This window comes from Frankia sp. RB5 (genome assembly GCF_059816245.1).
On sequence record NZ_JCBATA010000077.1, the window covers coordinates 15,220 to 37,396 of the forward strand.

Consider the following 22,177-nt stretch of genomic DNA (forward strand, 5'->3'; position numbering starts at 1 on the left):
CGAGCGCGATCGCCTTCCGCGTCAGCGGTACCGGACGCGGAAGGCGATCCAGGCCGGCGCCCCGGCGGCGAGCGGCAGCCAGAACGACACCAGCCGGTAGACGAGGGTCGACAGGGCCGCGGCGGCCGCGGGGACGCCGGCCAGCGCCAGGGTTCCGGTGAGCCCGGCCTCGACGAACCCGAGGCCACCGGGAGTGATCGGAATCATGGACAACACGCTGGCCGCGACGTACGCGAGCAGCACCAGCGAGGGTCGCGGATGCTGGCCGGCGCCGGCCAGCGCCGCGAGCAGCGCCCCGAAGTCCAGCCCCCACTTGCCGGCCGCGGTGAGCACGGCGGCCGGCCAGCGCTTGCCCAGCGAACGCAGCACCTCGTTGCGCCGGGTGACCAGCAGCTCGGGCAGCTCGGGTACCACCGGTCGGCGGGCGAGGTGCAGCAGCCGGCCCAGCAGCCCGGCGAGCAGCCGCAGCATCGCGTCCGACCGGGCGAGCACCACCCCGGCGATGATGAGCACGACGAAGACCATCCCGCCGAGCGAGGCGGCCTCGGTGAGCCCGCCGGGCGCGGGCTGGCCGAAGATGAGGACCGGTAACACCAGCAGCGGCAGGCCGAACACGATCCCGGTGGTCACCATCGACACCGCGGTGAGCGCGAAACCGGCGGCCGCGGGATCGCAGCCGGCCCGGCTCAGCATCCGGAACTGCACGGCCCCGCCGACCGCGATCCCGCCGGGGATGATCCGGCTGATGCTGTTCGACGCCAGCTGTGACGTGACGGACAGGAACCAGCTCAGCTCGCCGATGGCGAAGCGCTGCAGCTGCCAGACGCAGGCGAAGCTCGCCACCTCGAGCACGACCATCGCCGGGTACCACAGCGGCCGGAAGCCGCGCAGCCGCGGGAACGCGGAGAACACCGCGAGCAGCTGCGGCATGAGCAGGTAGAGGGCCACCGCGGTGACGATGAGGGGCACGACCCGCCCGGCCACCCTGGCCCAGGCGAGCCCGCCCGGCACGACGTCGGGGCGGGGCGCGGCCCGCGACGGGCGGGTGACGGAGCGCGGCGGCCGGGCGGCGGGGCGGCGCGTGCGTGGGGCCCCTCGCGTCGCCGGCACGGTCGGTGACCGGCGCCGCGCGGTGGCCGTGCCCTCGTGCTCGTCGTCCGCCACCCGGCCTATCCTCCGCCCAGCCCGCCGAACCGCCAACCCGCTCCCGCCCGCCGGGCCAGCCTAAGCGTCGCCGGCGGCCCGCCGCCCGGCCGGATGCCCGCTCACGCCGTGAAGATGATCTCCGCGATGGGAGCGCCGACGTCGTAGTCCTCGCCGGTGGTGGCGATCAGGCGGATGGTGCCGGTCGCCGGAGAGGGCACCTCCTGCGCCGCCTTGTCCGTCTCCACGACGTAGAGCGGTTCGCCCTCCTTCACCTCGGAGCCGTCCGCGACGAGCCACTCCGAGAGGGTGCCGTCCTGCATCGACACCGCGAGCTTGGGCATTTTGACGGTGATGCGCAGGTTCACTGACAGGCCTTCCGGATGGCGGACTCGACGTCGGGGATCTGGTAGAGGTAGCGCGATTCCAGCGCCGGGGAGAACGGCACCGGCGTGTTGGCCGAGGTGACCCGGACGACCGGTGACGCGAGGTCGCCGTGCAGCTCCTCGCCGATCCGGGCGGAGATCTCCGCGCCTACCCCGAACTGGCCGACGGCCTCGTGCACGATCACCGCGCGCCGGGTGCGGGCGACGGACTCCAGCACGGTCCGCTCGTCCAGCGGGCTGATGGTGCGCAGGTCGACGACCTCGACCTCGATGCCGTCGCCGGCGAGGCGGTCGGCGAGGGCGAGCACCTCGCCGACCGGCCGCCCGTAGGCGATCACGGAGATGTCCCGGCCGGGCCGGGCGATGTGCGCGCGGCCGAGCGGGATGCGCACCCCGGGCTCCGGCGCCGGGCCCTTGGACCAGTACATCTGGGTGTGCTCGATGACCACGCAGGGGTCGTCGTCGAAGATGCTCGACAGCAGCAGGCCCTTCGCGTCCGCCGGCGAGGAGGGGACGACGACCTTGAGGCCGGGGACGTGCGCGAGCCACGCCTCGAGCATGTCCGAGTGCTGCCCGCCGAACCCACCGCCGGCGCCGGTCGCGGTGCGCACGGTCAGCGGCACGCCGGTCTGGCCGCCGGACATGTACCGCAGCTTGGCCGCGTGGTTGACGAGCTGGTCCAGCCCCAGGGTGATGAAGTTCATCAGCATGATCTCGGCGACCGGGCGCATGCCCGCGACGGCGGCGCCGACGGCGGTTCCGATGATCGCCTGCTCGCTGATGGGGGTGGTGCGCACCCGGCTGGTGCCGTACTTCGTGGACAGTCCGGACGTCACCTTGAAGGTGCCGCCGCCCTCCTTGTCGCCGACGTCCTCGCCGAGGACGAACACCGAGTCGTCCGCGGCCATCGCCTCGTCGAGGGCCTCGTTGTACGCCTGCTGGAACGTGATCTTCCGGGCGGACGCCGCGCTCACGCCGGCACCTCCTCGTGGTACACGGCTTCGCGGTACACGTCGCTGGTCAGCTCGGCGACGCCGGGAAGCGGACTGTCGGCCGCGAACGCCGCCGCGGCCTCGACCTTCGCGGTGGCCTCGGCCTCGATGTCGGCCAGGGTGGCCTCGTCGGCGACCCCGTCGGCGATCAGGCGCGCGCGCAGGGCGGGCACCGGGTCACGGGCGAGGGCGGCCGCGTACTCGTCGGCGTCCATGTACACGCCCGGGTCGCCGAAGTAGTGGCCCATGAAGCGGTAGGTGACGGCCTCCACCAGGGTGGGGCCCTCGCCGGCACGGGCCCGCGCGACGGCGCGGCCGACCACGTCGAGTGTGGCGGCGGCGTCGTTGCCGTCGACGCGCTCGCCGGGGATGCCGTAGCCGACCGCCCGGTCGGCGATGCGCGCCGCCGACGTGCCGTCGGCGTACCGGGTGGACTCGGCGTACAGGTTGTTCTGGCAGACGAAGACGACGGGCAGCTTCCACACGGCCGCGAGGTTCAGCGCCTCGTGGAAGGCGCCGATGTTGCTGGCGCCATCACCGAAGCAGACGACGGTCACCCGGCCGTCCCCGCGGATCGACGAGGACGTCGCGAGCCCGACGGCGATCGGCAGGCCGCTGCCGACGATCCCGGTGGTCACCATCACGCCGGTCGACGGGTGGGTGACGTGCATCGGGCCGCCCTTGCCCTTGCAGGTGCCGGTCACCCTGCCGAAGATCTCGGCGAACAGCAGGTCCAGCGGTGCGCCCTTGGCGATCTGGTCGTGGATGCCGCGGTAGGTGGTGACAAGGTAGTCCTGCGCGTCCAGGTGGGCCGATGTCGCCGCGGCCAGCACCTCCTGGCCGCGCGGCGAGTAGTAGGCCACCGCCAGCTCCCCGGAGGTGAGCAGACCACGCAGCTTCTCGTCCGCGGCCTTGATCAACGCGGCCGTGCGGTACACCGACAGCAGCGAGGTTCGGTCGGAATCAGCCATGGTCTCCCTTTCGTGCACTGGCGACGCCGGAGGCGGCGGGCAGGTCGGTCGGGCCGACGCCGTTCGGCACCGCCGCCCCGCCGACGGCCGTATCCGCGTCGCCGCGACGGCGCGCGCGGGCGTGGGCGTGGTGGGCACCGAGCCAGCCGAACACGAACGACGCGCCGATGCTCGCCCCGGCCCCGGGGTAGGTGCGGCCCACCACCGACGCCGTGCAGTTACCGGCCGCGTACAGCCCCGCGATGGGCGCGCCGTCGGTGGACAGCACCCGGGCGTGCTCGTCGGTCAGCAGCCCGCCGCAGGTGCCGACGTCTCCCGGGTACAGCGCGACGGCGTAGAACGGGGCCCGCTCGACCGGCCCCACGCACGGGTTGGGCTGCACGCGCGGATCACCGTAGTACCGGTCGTAGGCCCGCTCGCCCTTGTGGAACTCGGGGTCGCGCCCCTCGGCCGCGTGGCGGTTGAATCGCTCCACCGTCGCCTCGAGGCCGGCGGGGTCGATACCGCACTGGCGGGCGAGCTCGCCGATCGTGTCGGCCTTCTTCAGGTAGCCGCTGCGCAGCCATTCCTTGGGGTTGATGCCGCCGGGCGTCGTCCCCCAGACGTAGCTGCGGCGGTTGCGCGAGTCCATGATCCACCAGCTGGGCACGGCGGGCACGGTGGCGTTGCGCTCGTACATCGCCTGCCCGACCTCCATGTAGGAGGCCGCCTCGTTGGTGAACCGGGCGCCGCTTTCGTCCACCAGGATCGCGAACGGCTTGCTGCGCTCGTAGACGGCGAACTGCGGCTTGCCGTCGGGCAGCACCGACGACGGGATCCACCACGCCTCGTCCATCAGGTCCACGGCGGCGCCGTGCCGCATCGCCGCGGTGATCATCTCACCGGTGTCGCCCGGATTCGCGCTGGTCCACGCGGTCGACGCCGGCGCGCGGCCGTACTGGTCGCGCATCCGCGCGTTGTGCGAGAACCCGCCGACGTCCAGCAGCACACCGGCCCGCGCCCGCACCCGGATCCGCCGTCCATCACGCTCCGCGACGACGCCGACGACCTCGCCACCCGCACCGACCTCGCCACCCGCACCGCCCTCGCCGCCCTCGACGATCAGGTCGACGGCGGGCGTGGACGTCCAGACCGGGACCTCCGCCCGCAGCAGCGCGCGCAGCATCCGGCCCTGCAGTGCGGCACCGCTGCCACGAACCTGCCGGCGGGTCAGGGTGGCCCGGGCGAACCGGCCGGCGACGCGCGCCGCCGTGCGGGCGCCGGCAGCGGTCGTCGGCATCGTGCCGGTGGCGACCTCGCCGGTGTACATCGGCACCGGCGGCATGCCCTCGCTGATCCGCAGCTTGTCCCGCCAGGGGCCGAGTTCGGTGCAGTCGAACAGGTCGGTCTCCAGCGACCTGCCGCGGGCCTTGCCGCCAGGGCGGTCGTCGTAGTAGTCCGAGTAGCCCTCGCAGTGCCGGAACCGCAGGTCATAGCCGGACAGGAACGTCACCATCGGCTCGATCGCGTCGAGAAACGCGTCGACCCGCGCCGGTGACGTCGACGGGCCCGCGTCGCCGACCACCGACGCGAAGTAGCGCAGCGCGTCCTCGCGGCTGTCGCTCACGCCGGCCGCCCGGGAGACCGGGTTGTTCGGCAGCCACAGCACCCCGCCGGACATCGCCGTCGAGCCGCCGATCTGGTCGGTCTTCTCCAGCACCAGCACCTGGTCGCCGGCCGCGCGGGCGGCGAGCGCCGCACACAGCGCCCCGCCGCCGCTGCCCACGAGGAGCAGGTCGGTGACGACATCCCAGCCCGCGTCGTCCCAGTCCGCGTCGCTCACGCCGTCACCGGCCTCATCGCGAGGTACTCCTGCAGGACCCGGTGGAAGTTGGCGATCGCCTGTTCCTGCCGGGGGCTGGGGCGCGGCCCGGCGAACCCTCGGGACTTCATGCCCTGCTGGACGGCGGCCATGTTGCGGAAGTCCTGGGTGAGGATCAGGCCCCACTCGTCGGAGTCGTGCCAGTCCTGGTAGAACTCGCGCCGTAGCGGCGGCTCCTCGCCCTTCGGGTAGCGGGCGAGCGACCAGATGTCGTAGATGCAGCTGTCCGGGTCGTCGCCGTTCGGCCGCGACCGGTACCACAGCGCGCCGTCCGGGTAGGGCAGCACGATCAGGTTCGGGAAGATGTGCCAGTCCTGCCCGGCCCGGACGAAGTTCTCCGGGGTGAGGTTCGGCCAGCCGGCGCCGTCGGCCATCGCGGACTCGGCGGCGAACAGCATCATCGTGCCGAGGACCCGGTACGGGTCGGTGCCGTCGGGCAGCTCCGCCGCCATCCGCTTCGCCGCCGCGAGGTCACGGGGCGTCCAGATCGCGCCGAGCGTCTCCTCCATCATCTCGACGAACCTGACGACGCCGTCGCGGTAGTCGAAGCCCTCCGGGACGGGCAGGTCGAGGCGCCGGGAGGGGGCGCCGAGCGGGCGGTTGTCGTCGGCGCCGCCGAACATCCCGTGCCGCCCGTGCGCGACGCTGTAGGTCTGGTCGTCGTTGTAGCGCAGCAGCTGCGGGTGCGTCGTCTGGACGTGGTAGCCCTCGTTGAACGCCTCCAGGCAGGTCTTCCAGTTGGCCGGGAGGACGACGGACTTGTACCAGCGGTAGCGGAAGGTGTGGAACTCGAACGGGTCGAAGATCTCGGGCAGCGGATGCAGGTAGTCGAGCAGCGGCTCGGCGTTCGGGTCCATGTTGATGAAGACGAACCCGGCCCAGGTGTCGACGAGCGGCTCCTTGAGCCGCAGCTCCTGGTCGGTGACGCTGTCGCCCCAATCACCGCGGTCGACGGCCTCGCGCAGGCTGCCGTCGAGGTTCCAGCGCCAGCCGTGGTACTGGCAGTAGAAGTGGCCTGCGACGCCACAGCCCTCGGTGAGCCTGCGGCCGCGGTGCTGGCAGGCGTTGTAGAAGGCACGGATCGAGCCATCCCGCTGACGGGTCACGATGATCGACTCGTCGGCCACCTCGAAGGTGACGTAGCTGCCGGGGGCCTCGATCTCCTCCTCCCGGCAGGCCACCTGCCACACCCGCGGCCACAGCCGCTCCTTCTCGAGTGCGACGTAGGCCGGATCGATGTACACGTCCTTCGCCACGACCGTCGGCGGCGCGGATGGCGTGCGCGCGCTGTCGGCGGCGGTACCTAAGGCGACGTCCTCGGGGCTGCTGATCGTCATGCGACGCACCCAACCTCAGCCCGGCGGCGGGCTGATCAGTCGACGGACCAAGAGAGTGCCACTCTCTTGCTCATCACATGCAGTGTCAAGCGTCACACCGCACGGACGGAAGATCCAGCTCTAGGGGCGGCGCAGCACGCCCGCGAGGACGTAGGCGGTGAGTTCCTCGACGATCTGCTCGGAGTCCTGATCAGGGCGGAGGTCGAGGATGCTCTCGTCGAGCACCGCCGCCGACAGGACCATGCCGAAGGTCAGCCGGACGATCAGCCGGGCGTTCACCGCCGTGGTGCCCTCGTGCGCGACCCCCCGGTCCACCGCCGGTTCGAGGACGCGGTAGAAGCCGTCCAGCAGCCGGCGCCGGTCCTGGAACATGCCGGGGCTGTGCGACTCCGCCGCGATGAGCGCCAGAATCTGCCGCCGGTGCTCCCGCATGAACGCGTACAGGCGGCTGACGTAGAGGCGGCCGAGGTCCTCGGGTGGCAGGTCCTCGGCGAGACCCCGCTCGAAGTCCCGCAGGTAGTCGCTGACCACGGCGCCAAACGGGATGGCGACGGCCTGCTCGAACAGGTCCGCCTTGCTCGGGTAGTGACGGAACATCATCTGCTCGGTCACCTTGGCCCGGCTGGCGATCTCCCGGGTCCGGGCGCCGGCGAAGCCGTGCTCGTCGAAGACCTGCCGCGCGGCCGCGAGCACCGCGGACCGCACCGTGGCACTGCTGCGCCTCTGCGCTGAGCCGCCGTGCCCCGGCAGGTCCCCCATCACCTCAGGCTACGGCAGCACCGCACCCGGAACCGGCCACGAGCCGCCGCGGACACCGAACGCGAAACGTTCCCGGAAAACGGTGGCGGACCCCCGGCCAATATCGACGGAACGCGTTGCGCGACTTCGGCGGAATCAGGATTCCCGCCGCCGATCTCCTCGTTCGACGTCGACCCTGACGGGCGAGAACGCCGTTCCGGGGCCGCGACGAGCCGACTGCCCGCCACACCCGGTTCCGACACCCGGCCGGGACCAGACAGGTCTCCCCTATTAGCGCCGCGGCGACAACCGGCCCGCCTTCGCATGAATCAGCGCGCCCGGCGAATTGCACGGCCCACCGCCAGGACATCATCACGATCACCTGGGACGATCACCGCCGGAGGTCCGCCGCCCGCGCCGATGCCGGGCTCGTGATCGACAGCAGCCCGATCATCCGCTCAGTCGGAGAAAGGGATTTTCAGGACAGATCGCTGCTACCGGCGGCGAATCGGACAACCCGCGGACCGAGACGGATCCGGAGCCGGTCCTACACGGACGGTTTCCGGAACGAATCGCTCGATCGACGGCGTCGTCGTCGGTGCCAGAGTGCGCGACGTCACCGCCAACCGGGGAACGCTTGACAACGCAGCCAAATTATCTAACTTTATGGCCCACATCACGTAACGCGAGGATCGTCGTCGACGGCCCGCACGACCCTCGCGAATCCGACCGGGCGAACGGAGGGACCGCGTGCTGATCGCGCGCAAGGCCTACTGGTCTGCCGATCTTGAACCTGAGCTCGACGAGCGGAGCATCGGCGAGATCCTCGCCGAGCTGGCGACCACGGCCGGCGATGACCTCGCGGTGCTCTGGGAGGTGGGCGACGACCTGCGGAGCCTGACCTGGTCACAGCTGTACGCCGTGGCCACCAGGGGAGCCACCTGGCTCGTGGCGCGCACGTCGCCGGGAGATCGGGTGGCGGTGTGGGCGCCGAACAGCCTCGTCTGGTTCATCCTCGAGTACGCCAGCGCCCTCGCCGGCACCGTGCTCGCCCCGCTCAACCCCGCGCTCGTCGACCCCGAGGCCGAGTACCTGCTGAGTCACTCGGGGGCGGCCCTGCTGTTCACGGTGCCGGACTCGGCGGGCAAGCCGCTGCTGGAGCGCGCCACCGACCTGCACCCCCGGCTGCCGCAGCTGCGCGACATCGTCGAGCTGGAGCCCTGGGGAGCGGCGCTGCTCGCCCAGCCGGCGCCGGGACCAGGACCGGATGACCCGACACCGACGCTGCCGGTGGTGCGCCCAGAGGACCCGTTCCTGGTGCAGTTCACCTCGGGGACGACCGGCCGCCCCAAGGGCGCGGTGATCACTCATCTCGCGGCGTTCAACAGCGCCCGGTACTCCGCCCTGGCCCTCGAACCCAGCGACCACGAGGTGTGGTGCACGGCGCTGCCGTTGCACCATGTGGGCGGGTCGATCTCGCTCGTGCTCGGTGCGCTCGCCGTGCGCGGCACCTACGTCGTCGTGCCGCGACCCACCGCGGGCGATGTGCTGCGCCTGCTCGTGCGCACACGGGCGACCCACACCGGGTTCGTGGCGACCGTGCTGCAGCGCCTGATCGACAACCCCGACTTCCCCTCGGCCGACCTGAGTTCGCTGCGCACGATGATGGGCGGCGGCGCGTCCGTCCCGTCGGCGCTGATCCGCGAGCTGGAGAAGATACTCGGCGCCACCGTCCTGATCGGCTACGGCCAGTCGGAGTCGGTGTCGATCTCCCAGACGGGCCTGCACGACTCCTCCGACGACAAGGCGGCCACGATCGGCCGCCCGCTGCCCCAGCGCGAGGTCTGCATCCAGCGGCTGGGCACCCGGGTCGAAGGCTCCGCCGGCGAGATCGCCGAACTCGGCGAGGTGGGCGAGCTGTGCACCCGCTCCCGGCTCACCATGACCGGCTACATGGACGGCCTGGCCACCGACGACGAGGTCTTCGACACCGAGGGCTGGATGCACACCGGCGACCTCGCGGCGATGGACGACCGCGGCCTGATCACCTTTCACGGCCGCGCCCGCGAGGTGATCATTCGGGGCGGGGAGAACATCTACCCCCGCGAGGTCGAGGAGGCACTGCTCGGCCATCCCGGCATCGCCGAGATCGCCGTCGTCGGCACCCCTGACCCGACCTGGGGGGAACAGGTCGCGGCCTTCGTCCGGCCGGCCGACGGGGCCCGGCTGGACGACCAGGAGCTGCGGGGCTACGCCCGGCAGGTCCTCGCCCCGTTCAAGGTTCCCGTGATCTGGAGAGTGGTGGAGAGCTTCCCGATGACCGCATCGCAGAAGATCCGCAAAAACGTGCTGCGCGACCAGCTGACCGCGTCGTCCGACGCCCCGTTAGGCGGTTGAGCGGCCGTGGAGGTCATCCGGTTCGCCCTGCTCGGCCTCGGCGTCGGCGCCGTCTACGCGCTGCTCGCCCAGGGCCTCGTCCTCGTCTACCGCGGCTCCGGCGTCGTCAACTTCGCGCACGGCTCGATCGCCATGTCGGGCGCGTTCTGCTACGACGATCTGATCCGTAACTACGGCTGGTCCCAGCCCACGGCGGCGATCGCCGCCGTGCTGCTGGGCGGCGCGCTCGGCGCGGTCATCCATCTGCTGATCATGCGGCCGCTGCGCACCGCCTCCCCGCTCGCCCGGGTCATCGCGACCCTCGGCGTGATGGTCATCCTGGAGGCGGCGGCAAACCTGATCTTCGGTTCCGAGCCGCGCACGGTGAACACCTTCCTGCCCCACACGATCGTCGACTTCGGCTCGGTCTCGGTGGCCCGGGACCGGCTGTGGCTGCTGGGGATCGCGGTGGTGCTCACCGTCATCCTCACCGCCGTCTTCCGGCTCACCCGCCTGGGGCTCGCGACCCGCGCGATGGCGGAGAACCAGCGGGCGCTGGCGAGCCTCGGCTGGTCGCCGGACCTCATCGCGGCGCTGAACTGGGCACTGGGCGGCGCGCTCGCCGCCTTCGCCGGCATCCTGATCGTCCCGCTGACCGGCCTGCAGGTCACCACGCTGACGGGCCTGGTCATCGTGGCGATGGCGGTGGCGCTGTTCGCCTCGTTCACCTCGTTCCCGCTGGCGCTGCTCGGCGGCGTCGCCCTCGGCATCGCGCAGAGCGAGCTCAACCGCTACGTCAACCAGCAGGGCATCTCGCAGGCCGCACCCTTCCTGATGATCATGCTGGTGATGGTCGTGCGCGGCCGTGGCCTGCCGCTGCGCAGCTCGCTGGTCGAGCACCGACCGCAGGTCAGCAGCGGGCGGGTGCGCTGGCCGATCGTGCTGCCGGTCGCGGTCGCGGTCGCGGTGCTCTCGCTCGCGGTCCTCAACGCGGACTGGAACGCCGTCGTCACCTACAGCTGCGTCATCTCGATCATCCTGCTGTCCGTCGTGGTCCTGACCGGCTACGCCGGCCAGCTCTCCCTGGCGCAGTTCACCTTCGCGGGCATCGGCGCCTACTTCTCCGGGCGCCTGGTCGCCGCCGCCGGCTGGCCCTTCGAACTAGCCCTGCTCGCGGGCATCGTCGGCGCGGCCGTCGTGGGCGCGGTGTTCGCCCTGCCGGCACTGCGCACCCGCGGGGTGAACCTCGCCGTGGTCACGCTCGGCCTCGGCTCCGCGGTGCAGGCCGTGCTGTTCAACAACTCGAAGTACACCGGCGGCTCGAACGGCACCGTCGTCGGCACGCAGCGGTTCTTCGGCGTCAGGCTCGACGCCATCAGCCAGCCCGGCCACTACGCGGTGTTCGCGGTGATCTGGCTGCTCGCGTCGCTGGCCATCGTCAGCAACCTGCGCCGCAGCGCCTCCGGCCGCCGGCTGCTCGCGGTGCGGACCAACGAGCGGGCCGCGGCCGCCCTCGGCGTCAACGTGTTCCGCGCGAAGATGTACGCGTTCACGCTGTCCGCGGCACTCGCGGGCCTCGCCGGCACGCTGCTCGCGTTCACCGCGTCGACGATCACCTACGACGTCAGCTTCGACCCGCTGAACTCGATCACCTCGATCACCCTGGCGGTGGTCGGCGGCGTCGGCTACCTGTCCGGCCCGCTGTACGGCTCCACGCTGTCCACCGGCGGCGTCGGCAGCCTGCTGACCGACTACCTGGGCGCGATCCAGTCCTGGCTGGTCCTCATCGGCGGCGTGATCCTCATCGGCCTGCTGGTGCAGGACGCCAACGGCATGGCGTCGCACAACCAGCACACCTTCCACCGGATCACCGCCCGCCTGCGCTCGTCCCGCCGCCCCGCCCCCGGCGCGACCGACAAGGCCGACGCCGCGATGCAGACCACAGCACAGACCACAGCACAGACCACAGCGCAGACCACGGCGGAGTCGGCCGCCGGCCCGGCGGCGCACGCGCCCACCCGGCGGCGGGAGAACCTCGTCGTCACCGGCCTGACCGTCCGCTACGGCGCGGTCGTCGCCGTCGACGACCTGGACCTGACCGTCCAGCCCGGTCAGGTGCACGGGCTGATCGGCCCGAACGGCGCAGGCAAGACGTCGGTCATCGACGCCGTCAGCGGCTTCACCCGGTCCACCGGCTCGGTCCACCTCGGCGAGCTCCGCCTCGACGACAAGCCCGTCTACCGGCGCTCGCTGGCCGGGGTGGCGCGCTCGTTCCAGTCGCTGGAGCTGTTCGAGGACCTGACCGTGCGGGAGAACCTGCTCGCCGCCGACCACGCCCGCCCGGCGCTCGGCGGTCTGCGCGACCTGGTGCGCCCCGCCCGCCAGGAGCTGCCGCCGTCCGCGATCGACGCGCTGCGCGAGTTCGACCTGCTGGACTTCCTCGACGAGCCGGCCGGGCAGCTGCCCTACGGCAAGCGGCGCCTCGTCGCGATCGTCCGCGCCCTGGCCAGCGGGCCGTCGGTGCTGCTGCTCGACGAGCCGGCGGCGGGCCTGGACGAGACCGAGAGCGCCCACCTCGGCCGGCTGGTCCGGCACCTGGCGGACGACTGGGGCATCGGCATCCTGCTCGTCGAGCATGACATGTCGGTGGTCATGGCCGTCTGCGACGAGATCACCGTGGTCGAGTTCGGCCGCCGCATCGCGGTCGGGCCTCCCGAGCGGGTCAGCCGTGACCCGGCCGTCCGCGCCGCCTACCTGGGCGAGGCCGACCCCGAGCCCGACACCCACGCGGTGGCGGCGCCGGCCTGACCGCGCCTCACCGCCGCCACACCACAGACCTGGGTGACGACGTCACGTCCCCCAGTCCGGCGCCCTCGACGTTCCCGCCGGGTCGCGTCATGCACACAAGGAGCACGAATGAGATCCCGAAGACTGACCGCTCTCGCGTCCTCGCTGTTAGCGGGCGCTGTCGTCCTGGCCGCGTGCGGCAGCAGTGGGGGCGGTGGCTCCAGCAACTCGGCCGCGATCGCCAACCCCACCGGCAAGCTGTCCGGCGCGCCAATCAAGATCGGCATGTACGCGCCGACCAACAACGCCGTCTTCAACACCCCGGACTACGTCGCGGCCGCGCGGGCCGCGGTGCGCGGTGTGAACACCCGGGGCGGCGTCAACGGCCGGCCGCTGGAGCTGGTGTACTGCAACCCCGAGTTCGACCCGAACAAGGCCGCGGCGTGTGCGCGGCAACTCGTCAGTGACGGGGTCATCGCCACCGTCAAGTCGATCGCCCCCCAGGGCGGCGCGCAGACCGTCCAGATCTTCGAACAGGCGGGCATCCCGCAGGTCGGTCTCGGCGCCCTGGTGCCGGCGGAGTACCAGGCGTCCACCTCGTACCTGCTCGACGGCGGCCTCAACTACCCCTACGCGGCGGCGCTGATCGGCGCGCAGAAGGAAGGCAAGAAGAAGGTCTACCTGGTCACCACCGACAACGCGCCGTCCGGGCCGTTCCTGGCCGCGATGTCGGGCGCGGCGGCCAAGCTCGGCATGCAGGTCGTCGGCCAGCAGAAGCTCCCGCCGACCACCGCCGACTACGCGCCGCTGATCGCGGCCATCCAGCGCAGCGGGGCGGACAGCGCGATGATCGCCCTCACCGAGCAGGGTGCCGTCCAGACGCTGCGCGCCGCGGACCAGAGCGGGCTGCACCTGTCCTGGCTGATGAACTCCGGGAACCTCAAGCCCAATGACTACAAGGAGTTCAGCGAGGACATCACCAAGGGCATCATCCACGGATCGAGCGTGATCCCGACGTCCTACGCCGACAAGAACCCGCAGGTCAAGGCCATGAAGGCGGACCTCGATGCCGAGATCGCCGCGGGCGACAAGGACGCCGAGCCCGGCAAGATGTTCGGCACCGCCCTGCTGGCGTGGCCGTCGGTGAACGCCATCGCCACCCTGCTGAAGTCGGCCAAGACGATCGACGCCGCCGGCCTGCGCGCCCAGCTCGACGCCGCGAAGAACCTCGAACTCGGTGTGGTGCCGCCGTGGACGCCGAGCGCCTCGGTCGACAAGGTCAACACGCGGGTCTCCGCCCCGGAGGTCTACCTGGTCAAGGTGAAGGACGGCGTGCCCGTGCTCGCCTACCCGGACCCGGTGGACGTCAGCAAGGTGCTGAACTGATCCAGACCCGGTACTGATCCAGACCCGGTACTGATCCAGACCGAATGACGAGGCGGGTGGGCCGCCCGGGACAGCGGCCCACCCGCCTTTCTCACGTCGCGGGCCTTTCTCACGTCGCGGGCGTGGACTCAGGCAGCCGGGCCGGCCAGGCCGTAGGCGGCGGCGAGGTCCGCGTCGCGGGCGGCGAGCCGGCGGGCGAGATCCAGGATGACCCGGCACTGCTTCACCGAGGCGTCGTCCTGCATGGTGCCGTTGACCATCACGGCACCGGTGCCGTCACCCATCGCGTCGACGACCTTCTTCGCCCACTCGACATCCTTGACCTCGGGGCTGAAGACCTTCTTCGCGATGTCGATCTGCACCGGGTGCAGCGACCAGGCGCCGACCGCGCCGAGCAGGAAGGCGTTGCGGAACTGGTCCTCGCAGGCCGTGACGTCGGCGATGTCGCCGAACGGCCCGTAGTAGGGCATGATCCCGTGCGCCACGCAGGCGTCGACCATCCGGGCCAAGGTGTAGTGCCAGGGGTCCTGCTGGAAGGTGGCGCGCACGGCGTCCGGCGCGTCCGGGTTCGGGTCCTGGCGGACAAGGTAGCCCGGGTGGCCGCCGCCAACCCGGGTGGTCTTCATCCGCCGGTCGGCGGCCAGGTCCGCGGGCCCGAGCGAGAGTCCCTGCATCCGCGGGCTCGCCGCGCAGATCTCCTCGACGTTGCCGACGCCGCGGGCGGTCTCCAGGATCGCGTGCACGAGGATCGGCCGGGTCAGGCCCGCCTTCGCCTCAAGCTGGGCGAGCAGCCTGTCGATGTAGTGGATGTCCTCGGCGCCCTGCACCTTGGGCAGCATGATGACGTCGAGCTTCGCGCCGATCGCCGGCACCAGGGTGAGCAGGTCGTCCAGCCCCCAGGGCGAGTCGATGCTGTTCACCCGGACCCAGAACTGCGTCTCGCCGAAGTCGTTGCCCTCGGCGACCTTGACCAGGCCCTCCCGGGCGGCGATCTTGTTGTCGGCGCGGACGCCGTCCTCCAGGTTCCCGAGCAGCACGTCGACGCGGGGAATGAGGCCCGGCAGCTTGGCGGCCATCTTCTCGTTGCTCGGGTCGAAGAAGTGGATCACACGCGAGGGCCGCCACGGGATGTCACGCGGCGGAGTGGGAGCTCCCACGGCAAGGGGAGCGAAGAAGTCCTTGGCACTGCGCATGTGGCGTCTCCCGGGAGCCGGACCTGGCTGTCGACGGCGTGGGACTTTACCAGCTCACCCCCGCGCACGCGCCCAGTTCGATCACTCCTAGTGACCGCCCGAAGACGTCAGGACTCGGCGGGAATCCGGTCCGGTCGCCGCAGCACAGCACGGCGCGACGACAACCGCCAGCCGTCCGGCCTGCGCACGGCGACGTCGTAGTAGGTGACGCTGCCGACCCGCCCTCGCGGCCCGACCCCGAGCCCCTTCACGACGACGTCCACCGGGCCGTCACCAAAGCCGTCGGCCCGCTCGTCCATCAGCACGTTCACCGCGTGATGCGCAAGCGGGTGCTCGTCCGACCCCCGCCAGTAGTCGACGACGGCGGGAATCCCGTGCAGGACCGGACCGCCGAAGTCGGTGACGTCGTAGCGAACGTCGGCGGTGAAAACCTCGTCGACGCGGGAGAAGATCCGCTCGTCGATCAGGTAGCCGTACAGGTCGGCGAGACGCCGGATCGCCAGCTGGTCCTCGACTGTGAGCATCGTTGCCCCGTCCCGTCCGTCCCGCGACCGACCCGTTGAGCCGACCACTGTCGCCGTCCTACAGTTCTAGCGATCCCGTCCCGCCACCCGCCACCCGCCAGGCCCGGCATAATTGTACAATTGATTAATCTATAATTTCGCGCCCGTGCGGCGCACGGACAGAGGTTGAGGGGCGCCCCATGGACTTCGCGTTCACCGAAGAGCAGGAGGAGCTCCGACGCACCGTCGCGGACGTCCTCACCGACCTGTCCACCGAGACCGACGTGCGCCGTCTGATGGCCACCGACGAGGGCTTCGACCGCAAGCTGTGGAGCCAGTTCGCCGAGATCGGCCTGCTCGGCCTCGCGATCCCGGAGGAGCTCGGTGGCGCCGGCTACGGCCTGCTCGAGGTCGGCGTCGTCCTGGAGGAGGCCGGGCGCACCCTGCTGTGCGCGCCGTACCTGTCCACCGTCGTGCTGGCCACCACCACCCTGCTCACCGCGGGTGACGAGGCCGCTGCCGCGAAGTACCTGCCGCAGATCGCCGAGGGCACCCTGATCTCCACCCTCGCGCTCACCGAGGAGTCCGGCCGCTGGGACCGCGAGGGCGTCACGGTGTCCGCCGCCCAGGGTGGGGGTGACACCTGGACGCTCGACGGGGTCAAGACGTTCGTCGTCGACGGGCACACCGCCGACCTGCTCATCGTCGTGGCCGTCACCGGCGACGAGATCGGGCTGTTCCTCGTCGACGCGGACGCCGCCGGTCTCACCCGCGCCCTGCTGCCCACCATGGACCAGACCCGCAAGTGGGCCCGGCTGGAGTTCGCCGGCACCCCGGCGCGCCGGCTCGGCAGCGGCGACGCGTGGCCGACGGTCGAGAAGGTCCTGCGGGTCGCCGCCACGGCGCTGGCCGCCGAGCAGGTCGGCGGCGCCGCGCGCACCGTCGAGATGGCCGCCGAGTACGCGAAGATCCGCGAGCAGTTCGGCCGGCCGATCGGCTCCTTCCAGGCGATCAAGCACATCTGCGCCGACATGCTCGTCCAGCTCGAGGCCGCCCGCTCCGCCGCGTACTACGCGCTGTGGGCCGGCGCCACCGACTCCGACGAGTTCCCGCTGGTCTCCTCGATCGCCAAGGCCTGCTGCTCGGACGCCTACTACCAGTGCACCACCAGCAACATCCAGGTCCACGGTGGCATCGGCTTCACCTGGGAGCACCCCGCCCACCTGTACTTCAAGCGGGCCAAGGCCAGCCAGCTCCTGTTCGGCGACCCGGCCCTGCACCGCGAACTCGTCGCCCAGCACATCGGCATCTAGCTGCCGCGCCCCCGACGCACGAACGGCGAGCCCCCTTCACGGGGAGCTCGCCGTTCGGCGTCCTGGCTGCTCAGTACGAGCGCAGGCCCATGCTGCGGGCGATCGCGTTGCGCTGGATCTGGCTGGTGCCACCGGAAATCGTCGCCACGATCGACTCCCGCCAGCGGAAACTCATCACGCTCTCGGTCGAGAAGCCGTGGCCGGCGAGGACCTGCATACCCAGGCGGGCGGCGGCGACATACGTCTCCGAACACTTGAGCTTCGCCATCGCGCCCTCACGGGTGCACGGCTCGCCGGCGCTGAGCATGCTGGCCGCCCGGAACGACAGCAGCCGCGCCGCGTCGATCTCGGTCTGCAGGTCGGCGAGCCCGTGCGCCAGCGACTGGAACGTGCCGATCGGCCGGCCGAACGCCTCCCGCTCCAGCGAGTAGGCCAGTGCCTCGTCGATGGTCGACTGCGCCGTGCCGGTGTAGGCGGCACTCATCAGGATCTTCTCGACGTCCAGGCCGGAGAGCATGACCTTCCAGGCCCCGTTCAGCGGGCCGACGAGGTTCTCCTTGGGCACCCGCACGTCGGTGAGGAACACCTCGTTGGTACCGAGGATGTGCCGGGCCAACGTCGGCGTACGGCGGATCTCGACGCCCGGCGACGCCGGGTCGATCAGCAGCAGCGACATGCCCTTGTGCTTCGGCGCGGTCGGGTCCGTCCGCACGTACGTCGCCATGATCACACCGGGCAGGCCCGCGCCGGTGCACCACGCCTTCTGGCCGTTGACGATGAAGTGGTCGCCGTCATCGACCGCGGAGGTGCGCAGCGCGGCCACGTCCGAGCCGACGTCCGGCTCGCTCATCGCCATCGCGAAGCGGTTGCGGCCCTCCATCATCCCGGGCAGGTACCGCTCGTGCTGCTCCGGCGTCCCCCACTTGAACAGGGTGAGGCCCGGGATGAACGTCCCCGCGAAGCACATGGCGATGTCGAGGCTGGCCCGGCCCAGCTGCTCGATGAGCACACACAGGTCGACGATGCTACCGTCGGCGCCGCCGATCGACTCGGGGAACGGCAGCGACAGCCAGCCCATGTCCCCCATCTGCGTGAACAGCTCGACCGGGTAGACACCGGCCTCGTCCCACTCCTTGGCCTGCTCCGGGGGACACACCTTCGACACGAACTCCCGCGCCGTCTGCTGCAACAGGCGCTGCTCGTCAGTCAGTCCGAAATCCATGTCCTCGTCCAGATCCTGGGCCAGGTCCCGGCCCGTCCTCGTGGTGGGAGCGCATCGTGGTGCAGGCGCGTGAGCGTACGCCCGCGGGAGTGCGTCCGACGTCGCACGATCCCCGCGCAGTCATCCCCCGCGCAGTCATCATTTAGATGTTTGCATGGCCAAGCTGGAGTGACAAGAACAGCCCAACCGTGACGACGAGCGCGCAAGGCGGGCACCTCTGGTTTATTGAGGAGGACCGGCGCGGGCCAGGTCACAGCAATGTGAGCCGGGCCACCGGACAGAGGACCGGACAGAGGAGAGGCGTTGGCAGACGAGGACTGGCTGGGGTCGAACCTCGAGCGCATCGGCCCGAACGGCGTCGGGCTGTGCGGTGCCTGCCGCCGGCTCGGCCACTGCCGGCTGGGCCTGACCAGCGAGACCCTTGGCCCGGACGGCGTCGTCGTGACGGAGCTGGTCTGCGGCCCGGAGAACGAGGGCGGCCCCGACGTCGCGCACGGCGGGTGGACCGCCGGTGCGTTCGACGAGATGCTCGGCCACGTCATGATCCTGCGCGGCGAGCTCGCCGTGACCGGTCAGCTCGCCGTGACCTACGTCAAGCCGGTCCCGGTCGGCCGCCCGCTGCTCGGCCGGACCTGGCTCGACCACCAGGAGGGCCACCGCCGGTACGTCAAGGGCGAGCTCCTGCTCCTGCCCAGCCGCACGGTGCTCGCCACCGCGAGCGCGGTCATGGTCAGCCGTGACCCCGGCCACTTCGCCCGCCACCGCGCCTGGCTCGCCAGCGTCGATGCCGCCCAGAACGGCGATGCTGCCCAGAACGGCGACGCTGCCCAGAACGGCGACGCTGCCCAGAACGGCGATGCTGCCCAGGGAGCCCAGTGATGTCCAGCCCCGCCGGCCTGCCCCTGCGCGACCTCGTGGTCGTCGGCCTGGAGCAGGCCGTGGCCGCCCCGATGGCCACCCGGCAGCTCGCCGACCTCGGCGCCCGGGTCATCAAGGTCGAGAACCCGCGCGGCGGCGACTTCGCCCGCGACTACGACCGCGCCGTCCTCGGCGAACTCGCCGCCCACTTCGTCTGGCTCAACCGGGGCAAGGAGTCGCTCAGCCTCAACTTCCGCGACCCCCGCGGCGCGGACGTGCTGGAGCGGCTGTTCGCCCGCGCCGACGTCGTCGTCCAGAACCTCGCCCCGGGCGCGGCGGCGCGCTACGGCTTCAGCGCCGAGCAGCTCGTCGCCCGCTTCCCACGCGTCGTCGCCGTCGACATCTCCGGCTACGGCGACGGCGGCCCGCTGTCCCACAAGCGCGCCTACGACCTGCTCGTGCAGTCGGAGGGCGGCTCGTGCGCCATCACCGGCACGGCGCAGACCCGCGCCAAGCCCGGCATCCCGCTGGCCGACATCGGCGCCGGTATGTACACCGTGACCTCGGTCCTCGCCGCACTGCACGCGCGCACCACGACAGGCCGCGGCGCCGCGATCGGCGTCAGCCTGTTCGACACGGTCGTCGAGTGGATGAGCTACGCCATGAACATCACCATGGGCACCGGCGAGACGCCCGACCCCAACGGCGTCAGCTCCCCCGCCGTCTCCCCCTACGGCGCCTACCCGACCGCGGACGGCTACACCGTCGTCCTCGGCACCACCAACGACGGCGAATGGCAGCGCCTGGCCCGCACGGTGCTCGGCCGCGACGACCTCGCCGACGACCCGGCCTACGCGCACAACGACGACCGGGTCCGCCTGCGCCCCGCCCTCGACGAGGCGATCCGCGACTGGACGACGACCGTCTCGATCGACAAGGCCCAGGAGGTGCTCGACGCCGCCGGCCTCGGCAACTCCCGGCTCAACGACGTGCAGGACGTCATCGACCACGAGCACCTCACCGCCCGGGACCGCTGGCGCGAGGTCGCCACCCCCGCCGGTCCGTGGCGCGCCCCGCTACCCCCGCCGATCACGCCGAACTGGACGTCCCCGATGGGCGCCGTCCCCCGCCTCGGCGAGCACACCGACACCCTGCTGGCCGAGCTCGGCCTGCCCACCGACGCCATCGCCGACCTCCACGCGGACGGGGTGGTCTGAGTGACCTGTCAGGACACCAGCACCTACCAGGACATCCGGTACGAGCTCACCGACCGTGTACTCACCCTGACGATCAACCGACCCGAGCAGCGCAACACCGTCACCTACCGGGTGCTCGACGAGCTGATCGACGCGTTCCGCCACGCCGGCGAGGACGAGGAGGTGCGCGCGGTCGTCGTCACCGGTGCCGGGCGCTACTTCTCCGCCGGCACCGACCTCGCCTCCCGTGACGGCTACAACGCCACCGCCGACGACTTCAAGCCGCTGCGCGGCGGCACCCGCGACGTCGGCGGCATCCTCGCTGAGATCATCTACGACCTGCCCAAGCCGGTCATCGCCGCGATGAACGGCACCGCCGTCGGCATCGGCATCACCATGACCCTGCCGATGGACGTGCGCATCGTCGCCGAGGGCGCCAAGCTGGGCCTTCCGTTCACCCGGCGCGGCATCGTCCCCGAGTCGTGCGCGAACTTCTTCCTGCCACGGGTCGTCGGCATCGCCACCGCCGTCGAGTGGGCCACCTCGGGCCGGCTGTTCGGCCCGGACGAGGCGCTGCGCGCCGGGCTCGTCTCCCGCGTCCTGCCCGCCGCCGAGGTGCTGCCCGCCGCTCAGGCGCTGGCCCGCGAGATCGCCGAGAACGCCGCCCCCGTCGCCGTCGCGCTGACCCGCCAGCTCATGTGGAAGCTGCTGGAGGCCGACCACCCGCGCGCGGCGAACCGGCTGGAGTCCCTGGCGCTGCGCGCCGTCACCGGCTCCCCCGACACCACCGAGGGCATCACCGCGTTCCGCGAGAAACGCCCGCCCCGGTTCACCCAGCGCCTCGCTGACGACCTACCCGACTTCTATCCCTGGTGGAACGCCGATGAGTGACTACCGCTACCTCAGCTACGAGACACTCGAGGACGGCCGGGTCGCCCGCATCACCCTCGACCGCCCGCAGTCCCGCAACGCGCAGAACCGCGGCATGCTCGTTGAGCTCGGCCAGGCCTTCGAACGCGCCGAGACGGACGACACCGTCCGCGTGGTGATCCTGCGCGGCGCCGGCGCGTCGTTCTCCGCCGGTCACGACATGGGCACCCCGGAGAGCATCAGCGAGCGCGAGCCCGGCCCCGACCAGCACCCCACCTACCTGTGCAACGGCGCCACAATGCCCGGCGCCGAGGCCCGCACCCGCCAGGAGTGGCACTACTACTTCCACAACACCCGCCGCTGGCGCGACCTGCGCAAGATCACCATCGCCCAGGTGCACGGCAACGTGCTGTCCGCCGGCCTGATGCTGGCCTGGTGCTGCGACCTCATCGTCGCCGCCGAGGACACCGTCTTCGCCGACGTGGTCGCCACCCGCCTGGGCATGTGCGGCGTCGAGTACTTCGCCCACCCGTGGGAGTTCGGCCCCCGCCGCGCCAAGGAACTGCTGCTCACCGGCGACTCGCTCGGCGCCACCGAGGCGCACGCGCTCGGCATGGTCAGCAAGGTCTTCGGGGCCGACGAGATCTCCGAGCGCACCGTCGAGTTCGCCCGCCGCATCGCGAAGGTCCCCACCATGGCAGCGCTGCTGGTCAAGGAGTCGGTGAACCAGACCCAGGACGCCATGGGCTTCTCCACCGCCCTCGACGCCTGCTTCACCCTGCACCAGCTCAACCACGCCCACTGGAGCGAGATCACCGGCGGCAAGATCCCCGTCGGCACGGTCGAGTACGGCCTCGACGACTGGCGCAACGCCCCTGCCATCCAGCCCGCCCGCGCCGACCGCCCGTAGGTCCCCGACCTAGCCTCCTTCTTCGCCTTCTTCGTCGAGGTTGCGGATGAGTGCGTCGAGGTCGTGGGTGGTGAGGGTGGGTGGTGTGGTGGTGATGGGGGTGCCGTCGGGTCGGGTGGCGTGGATGGTGTTGTG

The 22,177-nt window shown here is 71.4% G+C and carries 18 protein-coding genes; 8 read left to right on the forward strand and 10 right to left on the reverse strand.

The features are described 5' to 3' along the window. Positions 1-21: 21 nt before the first annotated feature. The 7 genes from AC6EXY_RS28855 to AC6EXY_RS28885 form a co-directional block, all read right to left on the reverse strand. Complete coding sequence (locus tag AC6EXY_RS28855; protein ID WP_499818544.1) at positions 22-1,164, reverse strand: lysylphosphatidylglycerol synthase transmembrane domain-containing protein; 1,143 nt, start codon at positions 1,162-1,164, stop codon at positions 22-24. A 101-nt stretch (positions 1,165-1,265) separates the two neighbouring features. Next, positions 1,266-1,511 (reverse strand): lipoyl domain-containing protein, encoded by a 246-nt coding sequence (locus AC6EXY_RS28860; RefSeq protein WP_207770613.1) that lies wholly within the window; start codon positions 1,509-1,511, stop codon positions 1,266-1,268. Beyond that, a complete protein-coding gene (locus tag AC6EXY_RS28865) occupies positions 1,508-2,503 on the reverse strand; it encodes an alpha-ketoacid dehydrogenase subunit beta (protein WP_243408185.1) in 996 nt (331 codons plus the stop codon). The genes AC6EXY_RS28860 and AC6EXY_RS28865 overlap by 4 nt, the downstream gene beginning before the upstream one ends. Further along, positions 2,500-3,492, reverse strand: coding sequence for a thiamine pyrophosphate-dependent dehydrogenase E1 component subunit alpha (locus AC6EXY_RS28870; RefSeq protein ID WP_499818543.1), 993 nt, complete (start codon positions 3,490-3,492; stop codon positions 2,500-2,502). Before AC6EXY_RS28870 ends, AC6EXY_RS28865 begins: the two co-directional genes overlap by 4 nt. Next, entirely contained in the window at positions 3,485-5,314 is a 1,830-nt protein-coding gene (locus tag AC6EXY_RS28875; RefSeq protein WP_499818542.1) for an FAD-binding protein, read from the reverse strand. The genes AC6EXY_RS28870 and AC6EXY_RS28875 overlap by 8 nt, the downstream gene beginning before the upstream one ends. Continuing rightward, entirely contained in the window at positions 5,311-6,690 is a 1,380-nt protein-coding gene (locus AC6EXY_RS28880) for an aromatic ring-hydroxylating oxygenase subunit alpha (RefSeq protein ID WP_101836454.1), read from the reverse strand. Before AC6EXY_RS28880 ends, AC6EXY_RS28875 begins: the two co-directional genes overlap by 4 nt. A gap of 120 nt (positions 6,691-6,810) precedes the next feature. Further along, complete coding sequence (locus AC6EXY_RS28885) at positions 6,811-7,395, reverse strand: TetR/AcrR family transcriptional regulator (protein ID WP_165818708.1); 585 nt, start codon at positions 7,393-7,395, stop codon at positions 6,811-6,813. Between the two features lie 783 nt (positions 7,396-8,178). Here AC6EXY_RS28885 and AC6EXY_RS28890 point away from each other — a divergent pair. The 3 genes from AC6EXY_RS28890 to AC6EXY_RS28900 all read left to right on the forward strand — a co-directional run bounded on the left by AC6EXY_RS28890 (position 8,179) and on the right by AC6EXY_RS28900 (position 13,977). Continuing rightward, a complete protein-coding gene (locus AC6EXY_RS28890) occupies positions 8,179-9,825 on the forward strand; it encodes a class I adenylate-forming enzyme family protein (protein ID WP_499818541.1) in 1,647 nt (548 codons plus the stop codon). Between the two features lie 6 nt (positions 9,826-9,831). After that, positions 9,832-12,612: an ABC transporter permease subunit gene (locus AC6EXY_RS28895; protein ID WP_499818540.1), complete on the forward strand. Its 2,781-nt coding sequence runs from the start codon at positions 9,832-9,834 to the stop codon at positions 12,610-12,612. 108 nt (positions 12,613-12,720) lie between these two features. Then, positions 12,721-13,977 (forward strand): ABC transporter substrate-binding protein, encoded by a 1,257-nt coding sequence (locus AC6EXY_RS28900; RefSeq protein WP_101836458.1) that lies wholly within the window; start codon positions 12,721-12,723, stop codon positions 13,975-13,977. 128 nt (positions 13,978-14,105) lie between these two features. On the opposite strand, the gene AC6EXY_RS28905 is transcribed toward AC6EXY_RS28900, so the two are convergent. Together AC6EXY_RS28905 and AC6EXY_RS28910 are read right to left on the reverse strand one after the other, a co-directional pair. Continuing rightward, positions 14,106-15,170, reverse strand: a complete 1,065-nt coding sequence (locus AC6EXY_RS28905; RefSeq protein ID WP_101836459.1) for an HpcH/HpaI aldolase/citrate lyase family protein — start codon at positions 15,168-15,170, stop codon at positions 14,106-14,108. 107 nt (positions 15,171-15,277) lie between these two features. Further along, on the reverse strand, positions 15,278-15,694 hold the full coding sequence (locus AC6EXY_RS28910; RefSeq protein ID WP_101836460.1) for a nuclear transport factor 2 family protein: 417 nt from the start codon (positions 15,692-15,694) through the stop codon (positions 15,278-15,280). Positions 15,695-15,873: 179 nt separating this feature from the next. On the opposite strand from AC6EXY_RS28910, the gene AC6EXY_RS28915 reads away from it, so the two are divergent. Beyond that, complete coding sequence (locus AC6EXY_RS28915) at positions 15,874-16,986, forward strand: acyl-CoA dehydrogenase family protein (protein ID WP_101836461.1); 1,113 nt, start codon at positions 15,874-15,876, stop codon at positions 16,984-16,986. 70 nt (positions 16,987-17,056) lie between these two features. Here the strand turns inward: AC6EXY_RS28915 and AC6EXY_RS28920 are convergent, their stop codons facing one another. Next, positions 17,057-18,208, reverse strand: a complete 1,152-nt coding sequence (locus AC6EXY_RS28920; protein WP_101836462.1) for an acyl-CoA dehydrogenase family protein — start codon at positions 18,206-18,208, stop codon at positions 17,057-17,059. Between the two features lie 303 nt (positions 18,209-18,511). Here AC6EXY_RS28920 and AC6EXY_RS28925 point away from each other — a divergent pair, with 303 nt between their 5' ends. Genes AC6EXY_RS28925 through AC6EXY_RS28940 form a run of 4 tightly spaced genes read left to right on the forward strand, consistent with a single transcriptional unit; the run spans position 18,512 to position 22,042 of the window. Then, on the forward strand, positions 18,512-19,087 hold the full coding sequence (locus AC6EXY_RS28925) for a PaaI family thioesterase (RefSeq protein WP_499818539.1): 576 nt from the start codon (positions 18,512-18,514) through the stop codon (positions 19,085-19,087). Then, entirely contained in the window at positions 19,087-20,283 is a 1,197-nt protein-coding gene (locus AC6EXY_RS28930) for a CaiB/BaiF CoA transferase family protein (protein WP_101836463.1), read from the forward strand. The genes AC6EXY_RS28925 and AC6EXY_RS28930 overlap by 1 nt, the downstream gene beginning before the upstream one ends. Then, on the forward strand, positions 20,284-21,153 hold the full coding sequence (locus AC6EXY_RS28935; protein WP_101836464.1) for an enoyl-CoA hydratase-related protein: 870 nt from the start codon (positions 20,284-20,286) through the stop codon (positions 21,151-21,153). It abuts the gene before it with no gap. Further along, on the forward strand, positions 21,146-22,042 hold the full coding sequence (locus AC6EXY_RS28940; protein WP_101836465.1) for an enoyl-CoA hydratase: 897 nt from the start codon (positions 21,146-21,148) through the stop codon (positions 22,040-22,042). The genes AC6EXY_RS28935 and AC6EXY_RS28940 overlap by 8 nt, the downstream gene beginning before the upstream one ends. Positions 22,043-22,177 lie beyond the last annotated feature (135 nt).

What these genes read in the sequence shown, in the direction of transcription:
- AC6EXY_RS28870 (WP_499818543.1), bottom strand. Translation starts at nt 3,492, where the DNA reads ATGGCTGATTCCGACCGAACCTCGCTGCTGTCGGTGTACCGCACGGCC.
- AC6EXY_RS28880 (WP_101836454.1), bottom strand. Translation starts at nt 6,690, where the DNA reads ATGACGATCAGCAGCCCCGAGGACGTCGCCTTAGGTACCGCCGCCGAC.
- AC6EXY_RS28900 (WP_101836458.1), top strand. Translation starts at nt 12,721, where the DNA reads ATGAGATCCCGAAGACTGACCGCTCTCGCGTCCTCGCTGTTAGCGGGC.
- AC6EXY_RS28905 (WP_101836459.1), bottom strand. Translation starts at nt 15,170, where the DNA reads ATGCGCAGTGCCAAGGACTTCTTCGCTCCCCTTGCCGTGGGAGCTCCC.
- AC6EXY_RS28910 (WP_101836460.1), bottom strand. Translation starts at nt 15,694, where the DNA reads ATGCTCACAGTCGAGGACCAGCTGGCGATCCGGCGTCTCGCCGACCTG.
- AC6EXY_RS28915 (WP_101836461.1), top strand. Translation starts at nt 15,874, where the DNA reads ATGGACTTCGCGTTCACCGAAGAGCAGGAGGAGCTCCGACGCACCGTC.
- AC6EXY_RS28920 (WP_101836462.1), bottom strand. Translation starts at nt 18,208, where the DNA reads ATGGATTTCGGACTGACTGACGAGCAGCGCCTGTTGCAGCAGACGGCG.
- AC6EXY_RS28930 (WP_101836463.1), top strand. Translation starts at nt 19,087, where the DNA reads ATGTCCAGCCCCGCCGGCCTGCCCCTGCGCGACCTCGTGGTCGTCGGC.
- AC6EXY_RS28940 (WP_101836465.1), top strand. Translation starts at nt 21,146, where the DNA reads ATGAGTGACTACCGCTACCTCAGCTACGAGACACTCGAGGACGGCCGG.